This window comes from Shewanella sp. DNRA4 (assembly GCF_012843185.1).
Classification (GTDB): Bacteria; Pseudomonadota; Gammaproteobacteria; order Enterobacterales; family Shewanellaceae; genus Shewanella; species Shewanella xiamenensis.
Genome location: NZ_JABAIP010000012.1, coordinates 97,460 through 117,324 on the forward strand (window position 1 = coordinate 97,460; position 19,865 = coordinate 117,324).

Here is a 19,865-nt window from a genome sequence, read left to right on the forward strand (position 1 = left end):
GACATAAGGCCGCATTTAATGCGGCCTTATTTATTAAACACACATTCCTTTACGCTTTATCAGGGAGCGTAAGTTGATGTGGCCTCGACAAGTGACTGACAGTGCGACACTATCGCGGCTATGGCTAAGCCGCACTGATTCAGCGACAACGCACTATGGAATTTTCGAGGAGAAGTTATGGGCAATATCATTGAGCAGCTGTTGTTTTCTGCTTCAATAACCGGTCCCATCTGTTTAATGTTAGCCTTAGGCGTGATGCTTAAACGCACCCAAGTCATTGATGAACACTTTATTGATGTCGCTTCTAAACTGGTTTTTAATGTCACCCTGCCGGCGCTGTTGTTTCTCAGCATCATCAGCTCGCATCACGATCTTGCCGCCAGTGCGCCATTAATCGGTTATGGCTTACTCGCCAACTTACTGTTTTTTATCCTCTCAACCTACACGACAAAACGATTTTTCCCCGAGCCGAAGGATCAAGGCGTCATCATTCAAGGGGGATTTAGGGCCAATACCGCCATTATCGGCTTAGCCTATGTCTCTAATGCCTATGGTGAATCAGGCGTTGCTTTAGCGGCCGTTTATGTGGCGTCCATGACGCTGCTCTACAATATTCAAGCCGTGATTTGTTTAAGCCCGCGGGGGGAAGAGTCGAGTCGCAGCGCATTTAGTGTAATGGTGAAAACCATCACTAAAAATCCGCTGATCATTGCCATTATCCTTGGCATGCTGTTCTATTTTCTCTCCATTCCATTACCGAAAATGGTGCTCGACGCGGGCCAATACTTTGCCAATATGACCCTGCCATTAGCGCTACTGTGCACTGGCGGTTCGCTGGATATTGGTTCACTCAAACATGAAAAGTATTCCACTTGGTTCTCGACCGCCTTAAAACTTATCTTTGCGCCACTGTTTATCACCCTAGGCGCCTTGATACTTGGCTATCGCGGAGTTGAACTTGCCTTGGTGTTTTTGATGAGCGCCGCGCCCACGGCAGCCGCAAGTTATGTGATGGCGCGGGCCATGGGGGGAAATGCCACGCTTGCGGCCAATATTATCGCCTTAACCACCGTTTGCTCGCTGCTCACCTGCACCTTAGGCATTTTTATCCTGTCGACCCTAGGGCTTATTTAAACTTAGGACTGATTTGAACTTAAGGTTGATTTACATAAGACAAAGGCGAGCATGGCTCGCCTTTCATTTACCAGATGTCGATAAAGCAAGATTGTTAAACAGGGTTAGCGATATCTACAAAATGGTGCACCAAATTAAATTCGCGAGCGAGATGACGCCCCAGCGCCTCAATACCAAAACGCTCGGTCGCATGGTGACCCGCCGCATAATAGTGAATTCCCTGCTCCACGGCGCTATGGAAGGTACGCTCTGACACTTCGCCACTGATAAACGCATCCACACCGAGACTCGCGGCAACATCGATATAATCCTGCGCACCGCCCGTACACCAAGCTAAATATTGGATTTCATCCGAACTCTCGCCTATATGCAGCGGCGCTCTGCCAAGCACTTCGTCTAAGGTCGCGGCAAATTCACTGGCACTGACGGGCAAATCGAGCTTTCCACGCCACACTAATCCCTGTGCCACATCTTCTACTGCTTCAGCATCAATGATCCCCAGTTTGCGGCCTAAGACCGCATTATTACCTAACATTGGATGGGCATCTAAGGGCAAGTGATAACCAAACAGATTGATATCGTGGGCGAGTAAGGCTTTGATTCGGCGCTGCTTCATGCCAGTGATCACCTCAGGCTCACTCTTCCAGAAAAAACCATGGTGAACCAAAATCGCATCGGCTTTGAGGCGAATCGCTTCATCGATTAACGCTTGGCAAGCAGTCACACCTGTCACTATGGTGCGGATATCTGCTTTACCTTCAACCTGCAAACCATTGGGGGCGTAATCTTTAAAGGCCGATATCCGCAAAAAATCGGCTAAATATTGGGTTAGTTCTGTCCTTGTCATTCCATCACCGTTTAACGTTCTTTATTAATGTTTGGCAGTTAGGCTTAATTTCCTCGCGTTAGTTGCATGGCTTAGTTACATGGCTAAATCAACGCGAACCCCACCTTGCAGGTACACCACACGTACCCTATCCCCCGCATTGAACACCATGCCAGGATCATAATCTTGGATCACCATGACTTGCGTGCCGTCTTCCTGAGAGATCATCAGCTCCACGAGCTTGAGCGATTGCACCGTGGTGCCACTGCCATAACGATTGCCAACCCCAGCGCCAATCAACGCCCCCAACACTGTCGCGATATCTTGGCCTGAGCCGCCACCAAATTGATGACCAATCACCCCACCCGCTAATGCGCCACCGAAAGTTTTCCAACCTTGGTTTCTGTCTTCAATCAATTGGGTTTCGGTGATATTGCGTACCGAGTTAATATCGCCATAGAGGACTTTTTCGACCGGCACCGCCTGATTACGATCGTAACCTGCTTGCACCGGAGAAATCACTAAAGCACAAATAAACATAAAGCTCGCTAGTGTAGGTTTCCACATATCCGAATTTCCGCTAACTTAGTATAAGGGTCTATTACTGAATCATACGCAATTGTGAACTCACTGTCTTTTCTGAATCACGAATTTGAAGCTTTTCCTTCACCCGAACTCGCCCTCACCGATCCAAACGGCTTATTGGCGATAGGTGGTGACCTACGCCCAGAGCGTTTGTTGACCGCCTATTATCACGGCATTTTCCCTTGGTTTAACGCCGAGGATCCTATTTTATGGTGGTCACCCGATCCCCGCGCCATTTTTATTCCAGGCCAAGTGAATATCAGCACAAGTTTACGTAAATATTTAAAAAAACAGCCTTGGCGCTATACCATCAATCATGCCTTTACCGATGTGATGGCGGGTTGTGCTCAACCTCGGCGTAAACAAGCTGGCACTTGGATAACCCATGAAATTCAAATGGCCTACCGTGAGCTACACCATAATGGCCATGCCCACTCAATCGAAGTTTGGCACGGTGAGCGATTAATCGGTGGGCTTTATGGTCTCGCCATTGGCCAAGTGTTTTGTGGTGAATCCATGTTCCACCGCGAAACCAATGCGTCAAAGGCGGCCATGGCGGTGTTGCAACAACATTTAATCAAAATGAACTTTAAACTTGTCGATGCACAGGTAATGAATCCCCACCTTGAGAGCTTAGGGGCAAAACCCGTTAAACGTGCGAACTTTATACAACTCTTAACCCAGTTTAGGGATAACACGGTCAATCCTGCAGCTTGGATACCAAGTGAGGTCACACTTGAACTCTAACGCGAGTAACACCCCAATCGCCATTGGGATCAGCCACATTTTCCCCTGCAGTTACCTCGATGGTCAGCAGGAGCAACTGTTAGTCATTCAGGAGGAAACCCTCGACCCAATACTATTTGAGCGGCTACTCGCCATAGGTTTTCGCCGCAGTGGCAGCGCCATTTATAAACCCCGTTGCCCCCGTTGCAATGCCTGTCAGCCGATTCGGTTACCAATTAAAGAATTTACACCGTCTAAACGGCAAAAGCGCACCCTAGCCCATAACCGTGATTTAACTTGGCGCATCACCTCAGAACATACCGAGGCTCAATATGCCCTGTATGAAAAATACATCCGTGAGCGCCACTTCGATGGCCCAATGTTTCCGCCAAGCAAAACCCAATATGAACAATTTTTATTCTGTCATTGGCTGCCCCCCACGTTTATTGAAGTCTATGATGGCAATAGACTTGTGGCTGTAGCAGTGACAGACACTCTGCCCAATAGTTTGTCAGCCATTTACAGCTATTTTGACCCCGATGAAGAACGCCGCTCCCTTGGCGTATTATTGATCTTACTCCAGTGCAGATTGGCTAAAATGCAGGGTAAAGATTTTCTTTATCTGGGGTATCAAATTGATGCAAATCGGAAAATGTCCTACAAACGCTTATACCGCCCTTATCAGATTTTAACCCCCCAAGGCTGGGAGTATTCCCAAGTTTGCTAGGCACATCCCCTTTACAGCAAGGTGAATTTGCGGCATGATACGCCCGTTTTTTATATTCGAAGGCTAATGGGATAAATAATTAATGGCGAAAGAAGATAACATTGAAATGCAAGGCACTATCCTTGAAACCTTGCCAAACACAATGTTTCGCGTAGAGCTTGAAAATGGTCATGTGGTGATAGCCCACATTTCAGGCAAAATGCGCAAAAACTACATCCGGATCCTGACTGGTGACAAAGTAACAGTTCAGTTGACCCCTTATGATCTGACCAAAGGTCGTATTGTCTTCCGCGCACGCTAATATTCCCCTTTAGTTGAAAAACCCGGCGAGGCCGGGTTTTTTTGTTGGCGTGAGATTAGAAAAATGGCTGCAATTGCAGCCATTTTTATTGGGTTTTCGCGAGAGATTAAGCCTTAGTGGTACTTTTCTCGTGGCGTTCGGTGTGGATCACGATTTCACCGTCTTTGGCATCAACATGAGCAACACCACCATGTTCCAGTTCACCGAAGAGAATAGCATCCGCTAATGGACGTTTAATAAGCTCTGTCACCACGCGGGCCATTGGCCGTGCGCCCATGCTCTTATCATAGCCTTTCTCGGCGAGTAGGGTTCTGGCCTCATCACTGACTTCAAGTAACACATGTTTCGCATCAAGTTGTGCTTGTAATTCCACCAAGAATTTATCAACCACCTTGGCTATGATAGTCATATCTAAATGGTTGAACCAAATGATGGAATCTAAGCGGTTACGGAACTCTGGCGAGAATACTCGATTGATTTCCGATAAGGCATCTTGGGTATGATCCTGCTGAGTAAAGCCAATAGACTTACGGATCGTTTCCTGAACACCTGCGTTTGTCGTCATCACTAAGGTGACATGCCTAAAATCCGCCTTGCGACCGTTGTTATCGGTTAAGGTGCCATGATCCATCACCTGCAGTAACAGGTTGTAGACATCGGGGTGAGCCTTTTCGATTTCATCGAGCAACACCACGCAATGGGGATTTTTAATTACAGCATCGGTGAGTAAACCACCTTGGTCGTATCCTACGTATCCAGGAGGAGCCCCAATCAAACGAGAAACCGTATGGCTTTCCATGTACTCCGACATATCGAAACGCACTAGCTTCATTCCTAGGCAACTAGCTAACTGATTGGTCACTTCTGTCTTACCTACCCCAGTTGGGCCTGCAAACAAAAAGCTACCAACAGGTTTTTTATCTGTACCTAAACCACTGCGCGATAATCGAATCGCCGAGCTTAAGGATTCAATCGCCTTGTCTTGACCAAAGACCACCATCTTGAGATTGCGCTCAAGGTTACGCAGTAAATCTTTGTCGCTGGCGGAGACTGATTTTTCTGGGATCCGAGCAATCTTCGCCACAATGGTTTCAATCTCGGCCTGACCGATGGTTTTTTTACGTTTGCTCTGTGGCAACATAGCCATGCGCGCACCCGCCTCATCGATCACATCAATAGCTTTATCGGGCAAGTGTCTGTCATTAATATGTTTAGCCGACAGCACTGCCGCACTATTGATTGCTGCTTGGGTGTAACGCACACCGTGGTATTCTTCGTACTTGGACTTTAATCCCATCAGAATTTTAGTGGTTTCAGCCACGGAAGGTTCGTTGATATCGACCTTTTGGAAACGACGAGCCAATGCGCGGTCTTTCTCAAAAATACTTTGGTATTCTTGGAAAGTGGTTGAGCCCATACAACGTAAATTGCCACTCGATAATAAGGGCTTAAGCAAATTGGAGGCATCCATCACCCCACCTGATGCGGCACCAGCACCAATAATGGTGTGGATTTCATCGATAAATAAAATGGCGTGTTTGTCCGCACTGAGCTCTTTTAGTAAATTTTTAAAGCGTTTTTCAAAATCGCCACGGTATTTAGTGCCCGCAAGTAGAGAGCCTAAATCGAGGGAATACACTGTCGCCTGCGCCATCACCTCTGGCACTTGATGATTAACGATACGATAGGCCAAACCTTCTGCGATCGCGGTTTTACCTACGCCCGCCTCACCGACCAATAGTGGATTGTTTTTACGGCGACGACATAAGGTTTGGATGGCGCGCTCGATTTCTTGATCACGACCGATAAGCGGATCAATCACACCTTGTTTTGCAAGCTGGTTTAAGTTGGTCGCAAACTGCGACAACATGCTACGTTCCTCGCTAGCCTCGGCTTGCTCTTCGCTACGATCTTGATCTTGATGAGCGTCGCTGTCCTCATTTTTTGGAAAACCATGGGAAATAAAATTCACCACATCTAATCGGCTGATATCGCTGCGGCGCAGCAGATAAACAGCTTGGGATTCCTGCTCACTAAAAATGGCCACCAGCACATTAGCACCAGTGACTTCATTGCGGCCCGAGGACTGCACATGGAAAACGGCGCGTTGCAGTACCCGCTGAAACCCGAGCGTTGGTTGGGTTTCTTTATCATCATCCATATCCGCAATGATTGGGGTGGTTTGTTGAATAAAGCTTGCTACTTCATCTCTAAGTTTATCTAAATTCGCTCCACAGGCGATTAGCGCGTCTTGAGCCGCAGGGTTGTCTATCAGAGCCAATAACAGATGTTCAACCGTCATATACTCGTGACGAGCCTCTCTGGCTTGCTGAAACGCCAGATTTAAGGTGACTTCCAGATCTTTGTTCAGCATAAGCACCCCCAAAATTAACAACTGACAACAGAGTAAGCGCTGTTAAGCCTTCTCTAACGAACACAGTAACGGATGTTGGTTTTGTCTTGCAAATTGATTTACTTGTATCACCTTAGTTTCTGCAATGCCGTAGGGGAAAATCCCGCAGATACCCTTTCCCTGGTGATGAATAGTCAACATGATATCTGTGGCTTCCTGCTCATTCTTGCGAAAGAAGATTTGTAGCACTTCTATCACAAAATCCATTGGCGTGTAATCGTCATTATTAAGGACCACCTTATACATCGAAGGTGGCATTAACTCAGATTCCACACGTTCTTCAACGTGCTCTATGTTTCCTGTCTTACCCATTTTTTAATACTAGCCTCTCGTGTTGTCCTCTTCCAATTGCTATCTTCAAATTAATCAGTTGTTACCTCTTTGTTAATTTTAGCTTGACTTCCGCTTTTACTCCTTACATTCTGTAGCTCAGACGGTGAAACACTCCCGTCTATACAGGTTTTACTATCTTACTGGTAAGTAGACAACAGAAGGAAGTGGAAGTATGGCAAGCGGAACTGTTAAATGGTTCAACAACGCCAAAGGATTCGGGTTTATTTGCCCTGATCAAGGTGGCGAGGACGTTTTTGCACACTATTCTACCATTGAAATGGAAGGCTATAGAACTCTAAAAGCAGGCCAACCAGTTCAATTTGAAGTAGAACAAGGTCCAAAAGGAATGCACGCTTCAGCCATTTCACCAACAAAATAACGTTTGGTGAGGCCAATGATCTAAAAGGCAGGGATTATCCCTGCCTTTTTATTTTGAGTAGAATAACTACACGTCATGTCTCATTTTGTAAGCATAGGTGTATCGGAGCGAATACATTTTCATCTCTAAACGTTAACTCGCTCTGGTTAATTTACAACTTACTCCTAAATTTAGTGCAATAAAAAGGCCTGCAATGCAGGCCTTTTCAGTATTAATGCTAAGTTAACGATAAATCGTTAAGCAAGTAATAGCTTGTTCAGTGTCTCGCTTGGGCGCATGGCTTTTTCAGCTTTTGCGGCGTCTAAACGATAGTAACCGCCTAAATCCACTGGTGCACCTTGCGCATTGTTGAGTTCAGCCACAATCACTTGCTCATTGGCGCTTAAAGCGTGCGCTAATGGAATAAAGTGAGCTTGTAACTGCTCGTCTTTGGTTTGAGCGGCTAATGCTTGTGCCCAGTACATCGCCAGATAGAAATGGCTACCACGGTTATCCAGCTCTCCAACGCGTCTTGATGGCGACTTGTTGCTATCTAAGAACTGACCAATAGCTTGATCTAAGGTATCCGCCAGTACTTGCGCTTTAGGGTTACCCACAGTTTGGCTTAAATGCTCTAACGAAGCCGCTAATGCTAGGAATTCACCTAGAGAGTCCCAACGTAAGTGACCTTCTTTTTCAACCTGTTGTACGTGTTTAGGCGCACTACCGCCCGCACCCGTTTCGAACAGGCCGCCACCATTCATTAATGGCACGATAGATAGCATCTTAGCACTGGTACCCAGTTCCAAAATTGGGAACAAGTCAGTCAAATAGTCACGCAGTACGTTACCAGTAACAGAAATAGTATCTTTACCTTCTTTGATGCGCACTAATGAGAAACGAGTCGCTTCTTCTGGTGACATAATGCTGATGTCTAAACCGCTGGTGTCATGCTCAGGCAGATATTGCTTCACTTTAACAATCAATTGTGCATCGTGGGCACGATTTGCATCTAACCAGAATACCGCAGGAGTATTGCTTAAACGTGCGCGGCGAACGGCAAGTTTGACCCAGTCACGGATAGGCGCGTCTTTAACTTGGCACATTCTCCAAATATCGCCCGCTTCGACGTTGTGGCTCATTAACACTTTGCCACTGGCATCAATCACGTTAACTACGCCATCAGCTGGGATTTCGAAGGTTTTATCGTGGCTGCCATATTCTTCGGCTTTTTGCGCCATCAGGCCCACGTTTGGCACACTGCCCATAGTGCTTGGATCGAATGCACCGTGTTCTTTACAGAAAGCGATAGTTTCTTGATACACACCTGCGTAGCAACGGTCTGGGATCAGCGCTTTAGTATCGTGCAACTTGCCATCTGGACCCCACATTTGGCCAGATGAACGAATAGCCGCTGGCATAGAAGCATCGATAATAATGTCGCTTGGGACGTGTAAGTTGGTGATGCCTTTGTCAGAATCCACCATCGCCAGCGCAGGACGCTCAGCGTAGACCGCCGCGATATCGGCTTCAATTTGGCTACGTACATCGGCAGGTAAGCTGGCGATTTTCGCATATACATCGCCAAAACCGTTGTTCACATCAACGCCTAATTCAGCAAATAATGCTGCATGTTTATCAAATACCGGTTTGAAGAACACTTTCACTGCATGGCCAAACATGATGGGATCGGATACTTTCATCATGGTGGCTTTAAGGTGCAGCGATAACAACACGTTTTCAGCCTTGGCATTGGCAATTTCACGCTCAAAGAAGCTGACTAAGGCTTTTTTGCTCATCACTGACGCATCGATGATTTCACCCGCGAGCAGTTTCAGACCTGATTTAAGGACGACTTCTTGACCGTCTTTTTGTGCCAGAACGATGTTAACCGTGTCTGCGTTAGCCAAAGTCACTGACTGCTCGCTACCGTAAAAATCACCTTCGCTCATATGAGCAACGTGTGACTTAGAGTCTTTCACCCATTTACCCATAGAGTGTGGGTTCTTTTTCGCGAAGTTTTTCACTGATAGCGGCGCGCGGCGATCAGAGTTACCTTCACGCAGGACTGGGTTTACCGCACTGCCCTTGATCTTGTCGTAACGCGCTTTAATTGACTTTTCTTCGTCAGTTTTTGGCTCGTCAGGATAGTTTGGAATGTCATAACCTTTCTGTTGCAGCTCTAAAATACAGGCTTTTAACTGTGGGATTGACGCACTGATATTAGGCAGCTTGATGATATTAGCTTCTGGTTGATTCGCTAGATCGCCAAGCTCAGCTAAGTGATCGCCAATCTTTTGCGCGTCAGTCAGTTTTTCTGGGAAGTTAGCAATCACACGGCCTGATAAAGAAATGTCACGGGTTTCAACCGCCACACCCGCCGCATTGGTAAAGGTCTTGATGATAGGTAACAGAGAAAGCGTTGCCAGTGCTGGCGCTTCATCGGTTTCGGTATAAATAATTGTTGGTGAGTTATCTTTCATGTTACATCCTACATTATTGTAAAATTTAGTATTTTTATAATAATTTTATATCATGACGAACAAACATTGGCACGAAGGAATTCTCTATCGAGGCAATCGTAAACGCCCCTATAAAACCTATAAACCCGCTGCAACATCCTCTTTGCGTTCGCCAACGTGGGTAAATCGACTCATTAATACCTAACAAACATTTAGGCTTAGATCACATTTTCAGGCCGACATCATAGAGCATTCACAATAATATTCAAATTCCACTAACGGCGAATGCCAAGTACACTGTGTGCAGATAAATAACACGTCTTCTTTCTGACGTCTGCTAACGGATAGGTTCAGTCGCATATCATCGGCGACGACGTAAAATGACTAGACTGTCTTAAGCGACTATTCGCCACGGTATGAACAACAATTAGTTACAGCATGAACAAAAATAACCCGCTAACATCTCAAGCAACGCCTCGCACTCGCGGCCAGAACGCATCCACCACGCACCCGCAGCATAGGGCAGATAACCGCAGTAAAGGAAATAAACCAAGCTCCTTCGCCAAATCTGCCAAGGTAAGTTCGCTGCGCGATACAGGGTCACAACAGAATAGTGCCAAAACACGGCTTCAAAAACGCCCATCGGCCCCACGCGTCAAGCCTCAAGCTGCGCCTATCATCGTCTTATTTAACAAGCCCTTCGATGTTCTGTGCCAATTTACCGATGAGCAAGGCCGTAAAACATTAAAAGATTTCATCCCTATTCCGGGCGTTTATGCTGCTGGGCGATTAGATCGCGACAGCGAGGGACTGTTGCTGTTAACCAATGACGGTCAACTCCAAGCCAAACTGACTGAGCCAAAAAAGAAAACCTTTAAAACCTATTGGGTGCAAGTAGAGGGGGAACCCACGGAAGCAGATTTAACCAAACTGCGCCAAGGGGTTGAATTAAAAGATGGTATGACACTGCCCGCGAAGGTCAGCATCATGGCGACGCCGAATGTGTGGCCGCGTAATCCACCAATCCGTGAGCGAAAAAACATCCCAACCACTTGGCTGGAAATTCAAATCCACGAAGGACGCAATCGCCAAGTTCGGCGGATGACGGCCCATATTGGTTTTCCGACCTTAAGACTTATTCGCTATAAAATAGGCCAATGGAGTCTAGATGATTTAGCGACAGGTGAGCATAAATGCATACTGGTGGCTCAAAAGACCGAATAGTCTTGCGCCAACAAGCAATCCAATATCCTAATCAAGTCACTCAAAGGTAATCACTGTGACAGTAAAAGCAAGATATAAACCCAATGTAACAGTTGCTTGTATTATCCATGCCCCGACCGAAGACAAGTATCTATTAGTGGAAGAGTGGATTGATGGTGAGCAGCGTTTTAATCAACCAGCAGGACACTTGGAAGCAAATGAAAGTCTTATCCAAGCCTGTGAGCGCGAAGTCTTTGAGGAAACAGGCCTTCAACTCAAGCCACAGGGATTGGTCGGGATTTATCAATTTAGCGCCAATCAGGACCTCGCATTTGTGCGTTTTACCTTTTTGGTGCAAGTCGATACGCTACTCACACCTAAGCCACAGGATGCGGATATTTATGCCGCCCATTGGTTGAGCTTTGAGCAGATCGCAGCTAAAGCTCATCAACTGCGCAGTCCATTAGTGCTCGATTGCCTCAACGATTACCGCAAACAGTTGCAACAAGAGCAAATTCATTCGCTCGAATTACTCAATAGTCAGCGTCTGTAGGGATGTCAAAGATAGCCCCAAGCAACAAGGCGTGATAGAATACGCCCCCGCGTAAATGCGCGATTCGATAAGGCATTTAACTGCGCTTTTTGGTTAAAAATTTGGGGTATTTTAGCATCATGCATCTGGTACTTAATGATGTTGGGCTGATGTATCTCAGATGCTAAACGAATCACCGATAAGCCTGCCCTAACTACGCAGCTAATAAACGCAGATTTAAAAGTGAGTCATGCGCGAATGACGATGGTTCAAGCCACGACTCGCTAACACATATACTCAATGGTTTTTAGGATCTATGACATCAATCGAACCCACTCATACAGGAAAAAAAGTCATTGTCGGCATGTCCGGCGGTGTTGATTCATCCGTTTCAGCCTATTTGCTTATGCAGCAAGGCTATCAGGTTGAAGGCCTTTTCATGAAGAACTGGGAAGAAGATGACAACGACGAGTATTGCGCGGCCGCCGAAGATTTAAAAGATGCTCAAGCCGTTTGCGATAAGCTTGGGATCAAACTCCACACGGTCAACTTTGCTGCCGAATATTGGGACAATGTATTTGAGTATTTTCTTGCCGAATACAAAGCGGGGCGTACCCCCAATCCCGATATCATGTGCAACAAAGAAATCAAATTTAAGGCCTTTTTAGAGTTTGCCGACGATATTCTCGATGCCGACTACATCGCCATGGGTCACTATGTGCGCCGCCGCGACAATGCCGATGGCACAACGCAAATGCTGCGTGGGGTCGACAATAATAAAGATCAAAGCTACTTCCTATACACCTTAAGCCATGAACAAGTGGCACGCAGCCTGTTTCCGGTTGGTGAACTCGAAAAACACGAAGTGCGAGAAATCGCCAAACAGATGGGATTTATTACCCATGATAAGAAAGACAGCACCGGCATTTGCTTTATCGGTGAACGTAAATTCACTGAATTCTTAGGTAATTACTTACCAGCGCAACCTGGCAACATCGAAACCGCCGAAGGCGAAGTCATTGGCAAGCACCAAGGTTTGATGTACCACACCTTAGGCCAACGTAAAGGTCTGGGGATTGGTGGCATGAAAAATAGCAATGATGACCCATGGTACGTGGTGGATAAAGATCTCAAACGTAACGTGCTTGTTGTTGGCCAAGGTGGCCACCACCCGCGCTTGATGTCCAATGGCATGTTTGTCAATCAACTACACTGGGTCGACCGCAAAGGTCCCGCCGATGGCTGTCAAATTGTGGTGAAAACCCGTTATCGCCAGCAGGATATCCCCTGCACCCTCACCTATCTTGATGACAATACGCTCAAAGTGGTGTTTGACGAGCCCGTTGCCGCCGTGACGCCTGGCCAATCAGCGGTATTTTACGATGGCGAAGTGTGCCTCGGTGGCGGAATTATCGATCAACTGATCAGAGGATAAACCGTGAACGAACAGCTCCATGATCGTACTATGGCCTTCGCAGGAATACTGCAGGCCATTGCACAAGTTCAGTATTTAGCCCGTCATGGTGAAAGCGACACCGATGAGCTAGCTGCCAGTTTACACACCATTTTAGTGACTAATCCCGAAACCCCCGCCGATGTCTACCAAGATAAGGCTGGCCTGCACAAAGGCTACCAATTGGTGTTAAATCAACTGGGGGATAGCAGTCAAAAAGATGTGGAAATAACTCGCTATCTGGTGGGAATTTTAGCCCTTGAACGTAAATTAACCCGTTCAAACACCGGGTTAGCTATGCTTGCCGAACGCATCAATCAAGTGAATCGTCAGCTACATCATTTTGCGATCACCGACGAACAAGTCATTGCCAATCTGGCCAGTATTTATAGCGACATTATCAGTAATCTTGGACCTAAGATTCAGATCTCAGGCAATCCTGTGTGTCTGCAACGTCCAATAGTACAACAAAAAATCCGCGCCTTGCTGCTTGCAGCCATGCGCAGCGCAGTGTTATGGCGACAACTAGGCGGCAAACGTCGACACTTAGTCTTTGCCCGTAAAGCCATCTTAGACACGGCTAAGAAAAGTCTTACCCTATAATAAAATAAGTTTTCATCAAGGAGCTTCACATGGATCTTTCCGCACTAACTGCTATCTCTCCGGTAGACGGCCGTTACGGTAGTAAAACAGCGTCATTGCGAGGGATTTTCAGCGAGTTCGGTCTTACTAAGTACCGTGTTCAAGTTGAAATCAACTGGTTAAAGTTACTCGCCGATTGCCCAGAAATCACCGAAGTGCCGCCATTAAGCGAGTCAGCGATCGCGCTTCTCGATGCCATTAAAGACAATTTCAGTGAGCAAGATGCGCTTCGCGTGAAAGCCATTGAAAGCACCACCAACCACGACGTGAAAGCAGTTGAATACTTTATCAAAGAAAAAATCGCAGACAACGCGGAACTCGCCGCTGTCGGTGAATTTGTTCACTTCGCCTGTACTTCTGAAGATATCAACAACTTAAGCCATGGCTTAATGTTAACTGAAGCCCGCGAGCAAGTGGTACTGCCTTATTGCAATGAACTGCTTAGCGCCATCAAAAAACTAGCCGTTGAATACCGCTCAGTACCTTTGATGTCACGTACCCATGGTCAGCCAGCCTCGCCTTCAACCTTAGGCAAGGAAATGGCTAACGTAGCCGTGCGTTTAGAGCGCCAAATCAAGCAAATCGCGGCTGTTGAAATTATGGGGAAAATTAACGGCGCCGTAGGTAACTACAACGCGCACATATCTGCATACCCAGAAGTGAACTGGCATGCACTGTCTGAACGTTTTGTGACAAGCCTTGGCCTGCACTGGAACGCATACACCACTCAAATCGAACCGCATGATTACATTGCAGAGCTCTTTGATGCGATTGCGCGTTTCAACACTATTCTGCTCGATTTCGACCGTGACGTTTGGGGTTATATTGCCTTAGGTCACTTCAAGCAACGTACCATTGCCGGTGAAATTGGCTCATCAACCATGCCACACAAGGTCAACCCTATCGACTTTGAAAACTCTGAGGGTAACTTAGGTATTGCCAATGCGTTGATGCAACATTTAGCCGCAAAACTACCCGTTTCAAGATGGCAACGTGACTTAACCGATTCCACCGTACTGCGTAACTTAGGTGTGGGTATCGCCCACTCGCTGATCGCTTACCAAGCGACCTTAAAAGGCATCAGCAAGTTACAAGTGAATGAAGAGCATTTACGTGCCGAGCTCGATCAAAACTGGGAAGTATTGGCCGAGCCCGTACAAACCGTTATGCGTCGCTATGGTATTGAAAAGCCATACGAGAAGTTAAAAGAATTGACACGCGGTAAACGCATCGACGCTAAGCAACTTGCCGAATTTATCGACGGTTTAGCCCTGCCAGAAGACGTGAAGGCTGAGCTGAAGAAGATGACGCCAGCCAACTATATTGGCCGTGCAGAAGCATTCGTTGACGAACTTAACTAAAGTTCAGTTTACGGCTAACGCTTCGTTTAACGCTAAGCTGACATGCTTAGCTTATTATCTAGCCTAAATAAGGATTGAGGCGGTTACATTGTTAAGGATGTAGTCGCCTTTTTTGACACTATGTATAAACTCAATCTCGATATTGCCCAATTCCTCAAGGATTACTGGCAACAAAAACCTGTGGTCATCAAAGGCGCTTTTCCTCACTTTGAAGATCCAATCAGTGCCGATGAGCTGGCCGGCCTAGCCTGCGAAGAAGAAATCACTTCGCGCATCGTCGTTACCCAAAAAGATAACTGGGAAGTGATCCAAGGCCCCTTTGAGAATTACGACAATTACGGTGAAACCCACTGGCAATTATTGGTGCAAGCGGTTAACCATTGGTATCCCGACTCACAACCCCTCGTTGAGGCCTTTCGTTTTCTCCCCGATTGGCGATTCGATGATTTGATGGTGTCATTTGCCACTCCAAGTGGCGGTGTCGGTCCCCATATCGACAACTACGATGTGTTTATTATTCAAGGCGAAGGTCAGCGCCGCTGGACCGTAGGTGACAACACCCCACAACAACGTCGTGGCGGTAATCCTAATTCACCTCTGGTTGAAGACTTTGATCCCATTATTGATATGGTGTTAGAGAAAGGCGATATGCTTTATATTCCACCAGGATTCCCGCACTGCGGTGAAACCTTAACCTTAGCCTTGAGCTATTCGATTGGTTACCGCGCACCCAGTCAGCAAGAATTAGTCAGCGAAGTGGCCGACTATTTACTCGACAAAAATTTGGGTCAACAGCGTTTTACCTCCGCATCCGAGCCAGCAAATCCGGGCATTATTAGCCAAGATCATCAACTCGGCATTATGTCGCTGTTAAGCCAGCTTGCCCAAGATCCTGCGAGTTATCAGGTTGTGCTAGGTAAACTGCTAAGCCAAAACCGATTTGAATTAGATATTTGTGAAGGCGAAGAAGCCTATAGCATCGACGATCTGCAAGATGCCTTTGAACAAGGCGCTGGTGTAAATCGCATTGGCGGTTTAAAAGTACTACGTCTAGAGAATGATGTTTACTCGCGCTTATTCATTAATGGCGAAATCTATGATTTGCCCAATACACCCGAAGCGGTGCTTGTACAGTTAAGCGATCATGTCAGCTTTGATTGCGAAACAGCTCTCGCGTTATGCGAACATGATGAAGTACAACAGCTATTGCTGGAACTGATTAATCAAGGTTTATACTATTTAAGTGATGAAGAAGCGTAATCCTTTAATATGGAATGAAACCGTCGGTATGCTCAACGTAGAACACAACGCTTGAGACAGACTTAAACAACAAAGGCACTCAATCGAGTGCCTTTGGTTTTATGACTCAACACAAGGAAATCTAGCTATTCCACAGTTTTTCATCATTGTGCATACGATATAAACTCTCTGCACGGGAGACTAATAACTGGGCAAATTTTGCCTGGGTTGCATCACGTCTGGTTGCGCCTGAACGGATCAAATTTTCAGCCTGCATTTGCCACATCATCGAGAAATGACGAACCGCATCACGCGCCGTTTTAGCCACTTTGACATCCACAAAATCCGATGGTAAATCGCCTGACATCACCCAATAGGTTTTGGTCGTAGGACGTTTGGATTCCATCTTCCAAATCGCTAAATAAGGTGCAAGATAACGGCTCTCATCGGCTAAAACCTTGCTGGGGATAACCCCTTTTTCCGCTAAAAAACGGTTCGCTTTTTGGAATTGTGTTCTGACCCACTCTTGGCGCAATTTCTCCATTTCTTCAGGAGAGATTGTTGGTTGAGCTTGATCGACAGCTTGTTCAGTCATACTTCCGTCCTATCTTATTGTTATAGCGCGGCTCTCATTCTTGGGACAGCACGCGAATCATACTAATGTCTGAGAATATCATCAGTTAAAACTGGTTTCGCATCTCTAAGCTTACGTTTACGTAAAGTGGAAAGCTAGATTGCCACAAATAATCTATTTATTCGGTCATTATGCATGGTTGAGAGTATCGCTAAATGCTATGGTTCTGCAATAAATATAACGAGCTGTCGATGGGAAGTCGTTCCATCGACGTTTTATTGTGTATAGCGGAGAACTTCACGTGGCTGTATTTAATCATGTATCCTTTGATGAACATGAACAGGTCGTATTCTGTCATGATAAAGAAAGTGGCTTAAAAGCCATTGTTGCCATCCATAACACCAACTTAGGTCCAGCTGTGGGTGGATGCCGGATGTGGAATTATCAATCCGATGATGAAGCCCTGACAGACGTATTACGCCTCTCCCGTGGTATGACTTACAAAAATGCCCTCGCCGGTTTAACCATGGGCGGTGGTAAGTCTGTGATTATTGCCGATCCTAAGCGTCCTGATCGCGAAGCCCTTTTCCGTGCCTTTGGCCGTTTTATCAATAGCCTCGGTGGACGTTACTATTCTGCTGAAGACGTGGGCACCACGACCGCTGATATCATGATTGCCCATCAAGAAACACCTTACATGGCAGGCCTTGAAGGCAAGAGTGGCGATCCATCGCCATTTACAGCATTAGGCACCTATTTAGGGATCAAGGCTGCAGTTAAACATAAACTCGATTTAGACAGCTTAAAAGGCCTTAAGGTCGCCGTTCAAGGTGTTGGCCATGTCGGTTACTACCTGTGTAAACATTTGCATGAAGAAGGTGCACAGCTGATTGTTACCGATATTCACCAAGCATCACTGGATAAAGTGGCTACCGACTTTGGCGCCATCGTTGTTGCTCCACAGGATATCTATGCCCAAGACGTGGATGTCTATGCGCCATGTGCACTAGGTGCAACTCTAAACGATGTTACCCTACCACAACTCAAAGCTAAGATTGTTGCGGGTTGCGCCAACAACCAATTAGCCGAAGTCCGCCATGGCGAGCAGTTAAAAGAAATGGGCATTCTGTATGCGCCAGATTATGTGATTAACGCTGGCGGCATTATCAACGTGTCATTTGAAAAAGATTATGACGCAGCAAAATCAGAAGCTAAGGTCAGAGAAATCTACAACACGCTGCTGAAGATTTTTGCTAAGGCCGATGCTGAAAACCGCACGACAGGTGCAGTAGCTGACGAAATGGCCCGTGCCATTTACCAAGCGGCCAAAGCCTAATCATGCAGTAGGCGGACAACGAGTCGTTGTCCGCCTCAACCACTTCCCTCGCTCCACTTATCCATCTAAAAAATAAATTCCTCTCAATACCAATCAGATACCAAAACGCCACGTAAAATTCACTTTTCTGTAGTGGAAAACCCTATATGTCTCTGCTTGAATTAACTACTCGTCAGTCACGGAGAAGGTGCCACTATGGTCAGTTTCAAATATGAGCTGGGGAAAGATTCACTTGAATTACAAGCAAGTGATTGGTCGGGTTTGGAGAGAGTCTATATCAATGGCCAAATGGTTTCGCGCAAACTCAATTTTAGCCATCAAAGTGAACATTTGATCAAATTGAAAGATGGTGGGCAATGCCTATGTAAGTTGTTTATTGACCCCTTCACAAATGAGTTAACTTGCCGTATTTATAAGCGTAATCAGCTAATCACTAGTCTGAAACAGGGAAAAAATAGCTTAATGCAGCGACAACGATTACTACAACAAGGGTTATTACTGGGGTCAAGTTTAGTGTTACTTTTTATGCTACTCCCTTTATAAATAGCAAAACTAGCCGAAGGTATTATCGACTAATCTGAAAGCTTATTTATTTTATTCAAAAGCTTAATAAAATAACTTCGTTCATCTTCAGTAAGATTAGCAAGAAACTTTTCATTGACGCGCTCGGCCTCACGGATCAAATCCTGCTCCAGCGCCTTGGCCTCATCGGTGAGAAAAATCTGGAAAGCTCGGCGATTATCGAGTTCTTGATGGCGGGTGATGAGGCCTTGCACCTGCAACTGATCGAGCAAACGGGTCATGGTATAGTTCGCTACATCACAACGTTTGGACAACTCAGTCTGAGTAATCCCCTCCTCCTGCCAAAGCGCGAATAATACTGGCCACAACTTAATGTCGAGCTGATAGCGTTTCAACTGCAAATCGAGTTCATTTTGCAGCTCAATATTTAAGTGCGAAACAAGATAGCCTAAGCTTTCATAACGGTTCAAACAGCACCTCCGAAAACAACATTTAGACCCATCGACACAAACCTAAACCCGAGTAGGATTGGCTAAGGTTAGTTTTAATACTATCACTTAACCCATAATAAACTAGTCAGCCTCCCCAAGTTATTACAATCAAAATCTTTAAGCACTGAGGCCACCGTCATCGGTTAAATTGAATTCATTCACAAAATTGTAGTAGCAGGCACGGCTCAATTTTCCCCATAGGCCGCGCTCTAGCGGCAGATAAATCCCAAAGTCGGTGAGCTTTAAATGATTGAGTGTCGCCAGAGAATGCTCGGTACCAATACTACTGCGCAGCGTTAAACCCGATGCTGTCTCATCCTTCATATAATCCACAATCAACAGTGGCGCATCATCCACCTCGACTCGCACCTTTTCGACTGGTGTGATCAGAAAATGTTCGCCATCGATGCCATGTAAAATACTGGCAAATAACTTGGCAAACTTCGTCGGCAATGGGCTGCCCTGATATAACCAGTCACCGGAGAGTTGAATACAAAATAACGCGACTTCACTACACAGTGCTGTTGGCAGTGTGGCGACGTCATCCGGCGTTGGCTTGCTGGTGAATGCCTGTAGCGTATCGATAACATTGTCCGTGTGTTTTTCCATAGCGTCTCCTCAATAAAAAAACCAGCCTGACGACTGGT

At 46.2% G+C, this 19,865-nt stretch carries 21 protein-coding genes; 13 read left to right on the forward strand and 8 right to left on the reverse strand.

The window, feature by feature from the left end:
* The first annotated feature begins 177 nt into the window (after positions 1-177).
* Positions 178-1,134 carry an AEC family transporter gene (locus HG547_RS14215; protein WP_169548187.1) on the forward strand — a complete coding sequence of 319 codons (957 nt, stop codon included), beginning with the start codon at positions 178-180 and terminating at the stop codon, positions 1,132-1,134.
* A 94-nt stretch (positions 1,135-1,228) separates the two neighbouring features.
* On the opposite strand, the gene HG547_RS14220 is transcribed toward HG547_RS14215, so the two are convergent.
* A complete protein-coding gene (locus HG547_RS14220; protein WP_037426500.1) occupies positions 1,229-1,981 on the reverse strand; it encodes a Nif3-like dinuclear metal center hexameric protein in 753 nt (250 codons plus the stop codon).
* A gap of 75 nt (positions 1,982-2,056) precedes the next feature.
* Positions 2,057-2,527, reverse strand: a complete 471-nt coding sequence (locus HG547_RS14225) for a glycine zipper 2TM domain-containing protein (protein WP_169548188.1) — start codon at positions 2,525-2,527, stop codon at positions 2,057-2,059.
* Positions 2,528-2,581: 54 nt separating this feature from the next.
* Here HG547_RS14225 and aat point away from each other — a divergent pair, with 54 nt between their 5' ends.
* From aat to infA, 3 genes are all read left to right on the forward strand, one after another.
* Complete coding sequence (gene aat, locus HG547_RS14230) at positions 2,582-3,292, forward strand: leucyl/phenylalanyl-tRNA--protein transferase (protein ID WP_169548189.1); 711 nt, start codon at positions 2,582-2,584, stop codon at positions 3,290-3,292.
* Positions 3,282-3,998 (forward strand): arginyltransferase, encoded by a 717-nt coding sequence (locus HG547_RS14235; RefSeq protein ID WP_169548190.1) that lies wholly within the window; start codon positions 3,282-3,284, stop codon positions 3,996-3,998. The genes aat and HG547_RS14235 overlap by 11 nt, the downstream gene beginning before the upstream one ends.
* An 82-nt stretch (positions 3,999-4,080) precedes the next feature.
* Positions 4,081-4,299 (forward strand): translation initiation factor IF-1, encoded by a 219-nt coding sequence (infA, locus tag HG547_RS14240; protein ID WP_006081934.1) that lies wholly within the window; start codon positions 4,081-4,083, stop codon positions 4,297-4,299.
* 106 nt (positions 4,300-4,405) lie between these two features.
* Here the strand turns inward: infA and clpA are convergent, their stop codons facing one another.
* Together clpA and clpS are read right to left on the reverse strand one after the other, a co-directional pair.
* Entirely contained in the window at positions 4,406-6,673 is a 2,268-nt protein-coding gene (clpA, locus tag HG547_RS14245) for an ATP-dependent Clp protease ATP-binding subunit ClpA (protein WP_169548191.1), read from the reverse strand.
* Between the two features lie 42 nt (positions 6,674-6,715).
* Positions 6,716-7,024 carry an ATP-dependent Clp protease adapter ClpS gene (clpS, locus tag HG547_RS14250; protein WP_086903584.1) on the reverse strand — a complete coding sequence of 103 codons (309 nt, stop codon included), beginning with the start codon at positions 7,022-7,024 and terminating at the stop codon, positions 6,716-6,718.
* A 193-nt stretch (positions 7,025-7,217) separates the two neighbouring features.
* On the opposite strand from clpS, the gene cspD reads away from it, so the two are divergent.
* Positions 7,218-7,424, forward strand: coding sequence for a cold shock domain-containing protein CspD (cspD, locus tag HG547_RS14255; RefSeq protein WP_011072576.1), 207 nt, complete (start codon positions 7,218-7,220; stop codon positions 7,422-7,424).
* Between the two features lie 236 nt (positions 7,425-7,660).
* On the opposite strand, the gene HG547_RS14260 is transcribed toward cspD, so the two are convergent.
* Positions 7,661-9,886: an NADP-dependent isocitrate dehydrogenase gene (locus tag HG547_RS14260; RefSeq protein ID WP_169548192.1), complete on the reverse strand. Its 2,226-nt coding sequence runs from the start codon at positions 9,884-9,886 to the stop codon at positions 7,661-7,663.
* A 417-nt stretch (positions 9,887-10,303) separates the two neighbouring features.
* Between HG547_RS14260 and HG547_RS14265 the strand changes: the two genes are divergently transcribed.
* From HG547_RS14265 to HG547_RS14290, 6 genes are all read left to right on the forward strand, one after another.
* The gene (locus HG547_RS14265; protein ID WP_169548193.1) at positions 10,304-11,089 is read left to right on the forward strand and encodes an rRNA large subunit pseudouridine synthase E; all 786 of its coding nucleotides are present in this window, start codon (positions 10,304-10,306) and stop codon (positions 11,087-11,089) included.
* Positions 11,090-11,144: 55 nt separating this feature from the next.
* Entirely contained in the window at positions 11,145-11,621 is a 477-nt protein-coding gene (locus HG547_RS14270; protein ID WP_169548194.1) for an NUDIX hydrolase, read from the forward strand.
* 295 nt (positions 11,622-11,916) lie between these two features.
* Positions 11,917-13,035, forward strand: coding sequence for a tRNA 2-thiouridine(34) synthase MnmA (gene mnmA, locus HG547_RS14275; RefSeq protein ID WP_169548195.1), 1,119 nt, complete (start codon positions 11,917-11,919; stop codon positions 13,033-13,035).
* Between the two features lie 3 nt (positions 13,036-13,038).
* Complete coding sequence (hflD, locus tag HG547_RS14280; protein WP_037419340.1) at positions 13,039-13,656, forward strand: high frequency lysogenization protein HflD; 618 nt, start codon at positions 13,039-13,041, stop codon at positions 13,654-13,656.
* A 29-nt stretch (positions 13,657-13,685) separates the two neighbouring features.
* Positions 13,686-15,056: an adenylosuccinate lyase gene (purB, locus tag HG547_RS14285; protein WP_037426522.1), complete on the forward strand. Its 1,371-nt coding sequence runs from the start codon at positions 13,686-13,688 to the stop codon at positions 15,054-15,056.
* A 120-nt stretch (positions 15,057-15,176) separates the two neighbouring features.
* Positions 15,177-16,316 (forward strand): cupin domain-containing protein, encoded by a 1,140-nt coding sequence (locus HG547_RS14290; protein ID WP_088585486.1) that lies wholly within the window; start codon positions 15,177-15,179, stop codon positions 16,314-16,316.
* Between the two features lie 121 nt (positions 16,317-16,437).
* Here the strand turns inward: HG547_RS14290 and HG547_RS14295 are convergent, their stop codons facing one another.
* Entirely contained in the window at positions 16,438-16,890 is a 453-nt protein-coding gene (locus HG547_RS14295; protein ID WP_037419348.1) for a DUF4826 family protein, read from the reverse strand.
* Between the two features lie 280 nt (positions 16,891-17,170).
* Between HG547_RS14295 and HG547_RS14300 the strand changes: the two genes are divergently transcribed.
* Positions 17,171-18,205: a Glu/Leu/Phe/Val dehydrogenase dimerization domain-containing protein gene (locus HG547_RS14300; RefSeq protein ID WP_047538898.1), complete on the forward strand. Its 1,035-nt coding sequence runs from the start codon at positions 17,171-17,173 to the stop codon at positions 18,203-18,205.
* Positions 18,206-18,400: 195 nt separating this feature from the next.
* Positions 18,401-18,748, forward strand: a complete 348-nt coding sequence (locus tag HG547_RS14305; RefSeq protein WP_037419354.1) for a hypothetical protein — start codon at positions 18,401-18,403, stop codon at positions 18,746-18,748.
* Between the two features lie 29 nt (positions 18,749-18,777).
* On the opposite strand, the gene HG547_RS14310 is transcribed toward HG547_RS14305, so the two are convergent.
* Together HG547_RS14310 and HG547_RS14315 are read right to left on the reverse strand one after the other, a co-directional pair.
* Entirely contained in the window at positions 18,778-19,197 is a 420-nt protein-coding gene (locus HG547_RS14310; protein WP_169548196.1) for a MarR family transcriptional regulator, read from the reverse strand.
* Between the two features lie 138 nt (positions 19,198-19,335).
* Positions 19,336-19,827 carry a DUF1285 domain-containing protein gene (locus HG547_RS14315; protein ID WP_169548197.1) on the reverse strand — a complete coding sequence of 164 codons (492 nt, stop codon included), beginning with the start codon at positions 19,825-19,827 and terminating at the stop codon, positions 19,336-19,338.
* Positions 19,828-19,865 lie beyond the last annotated feature (38 nt).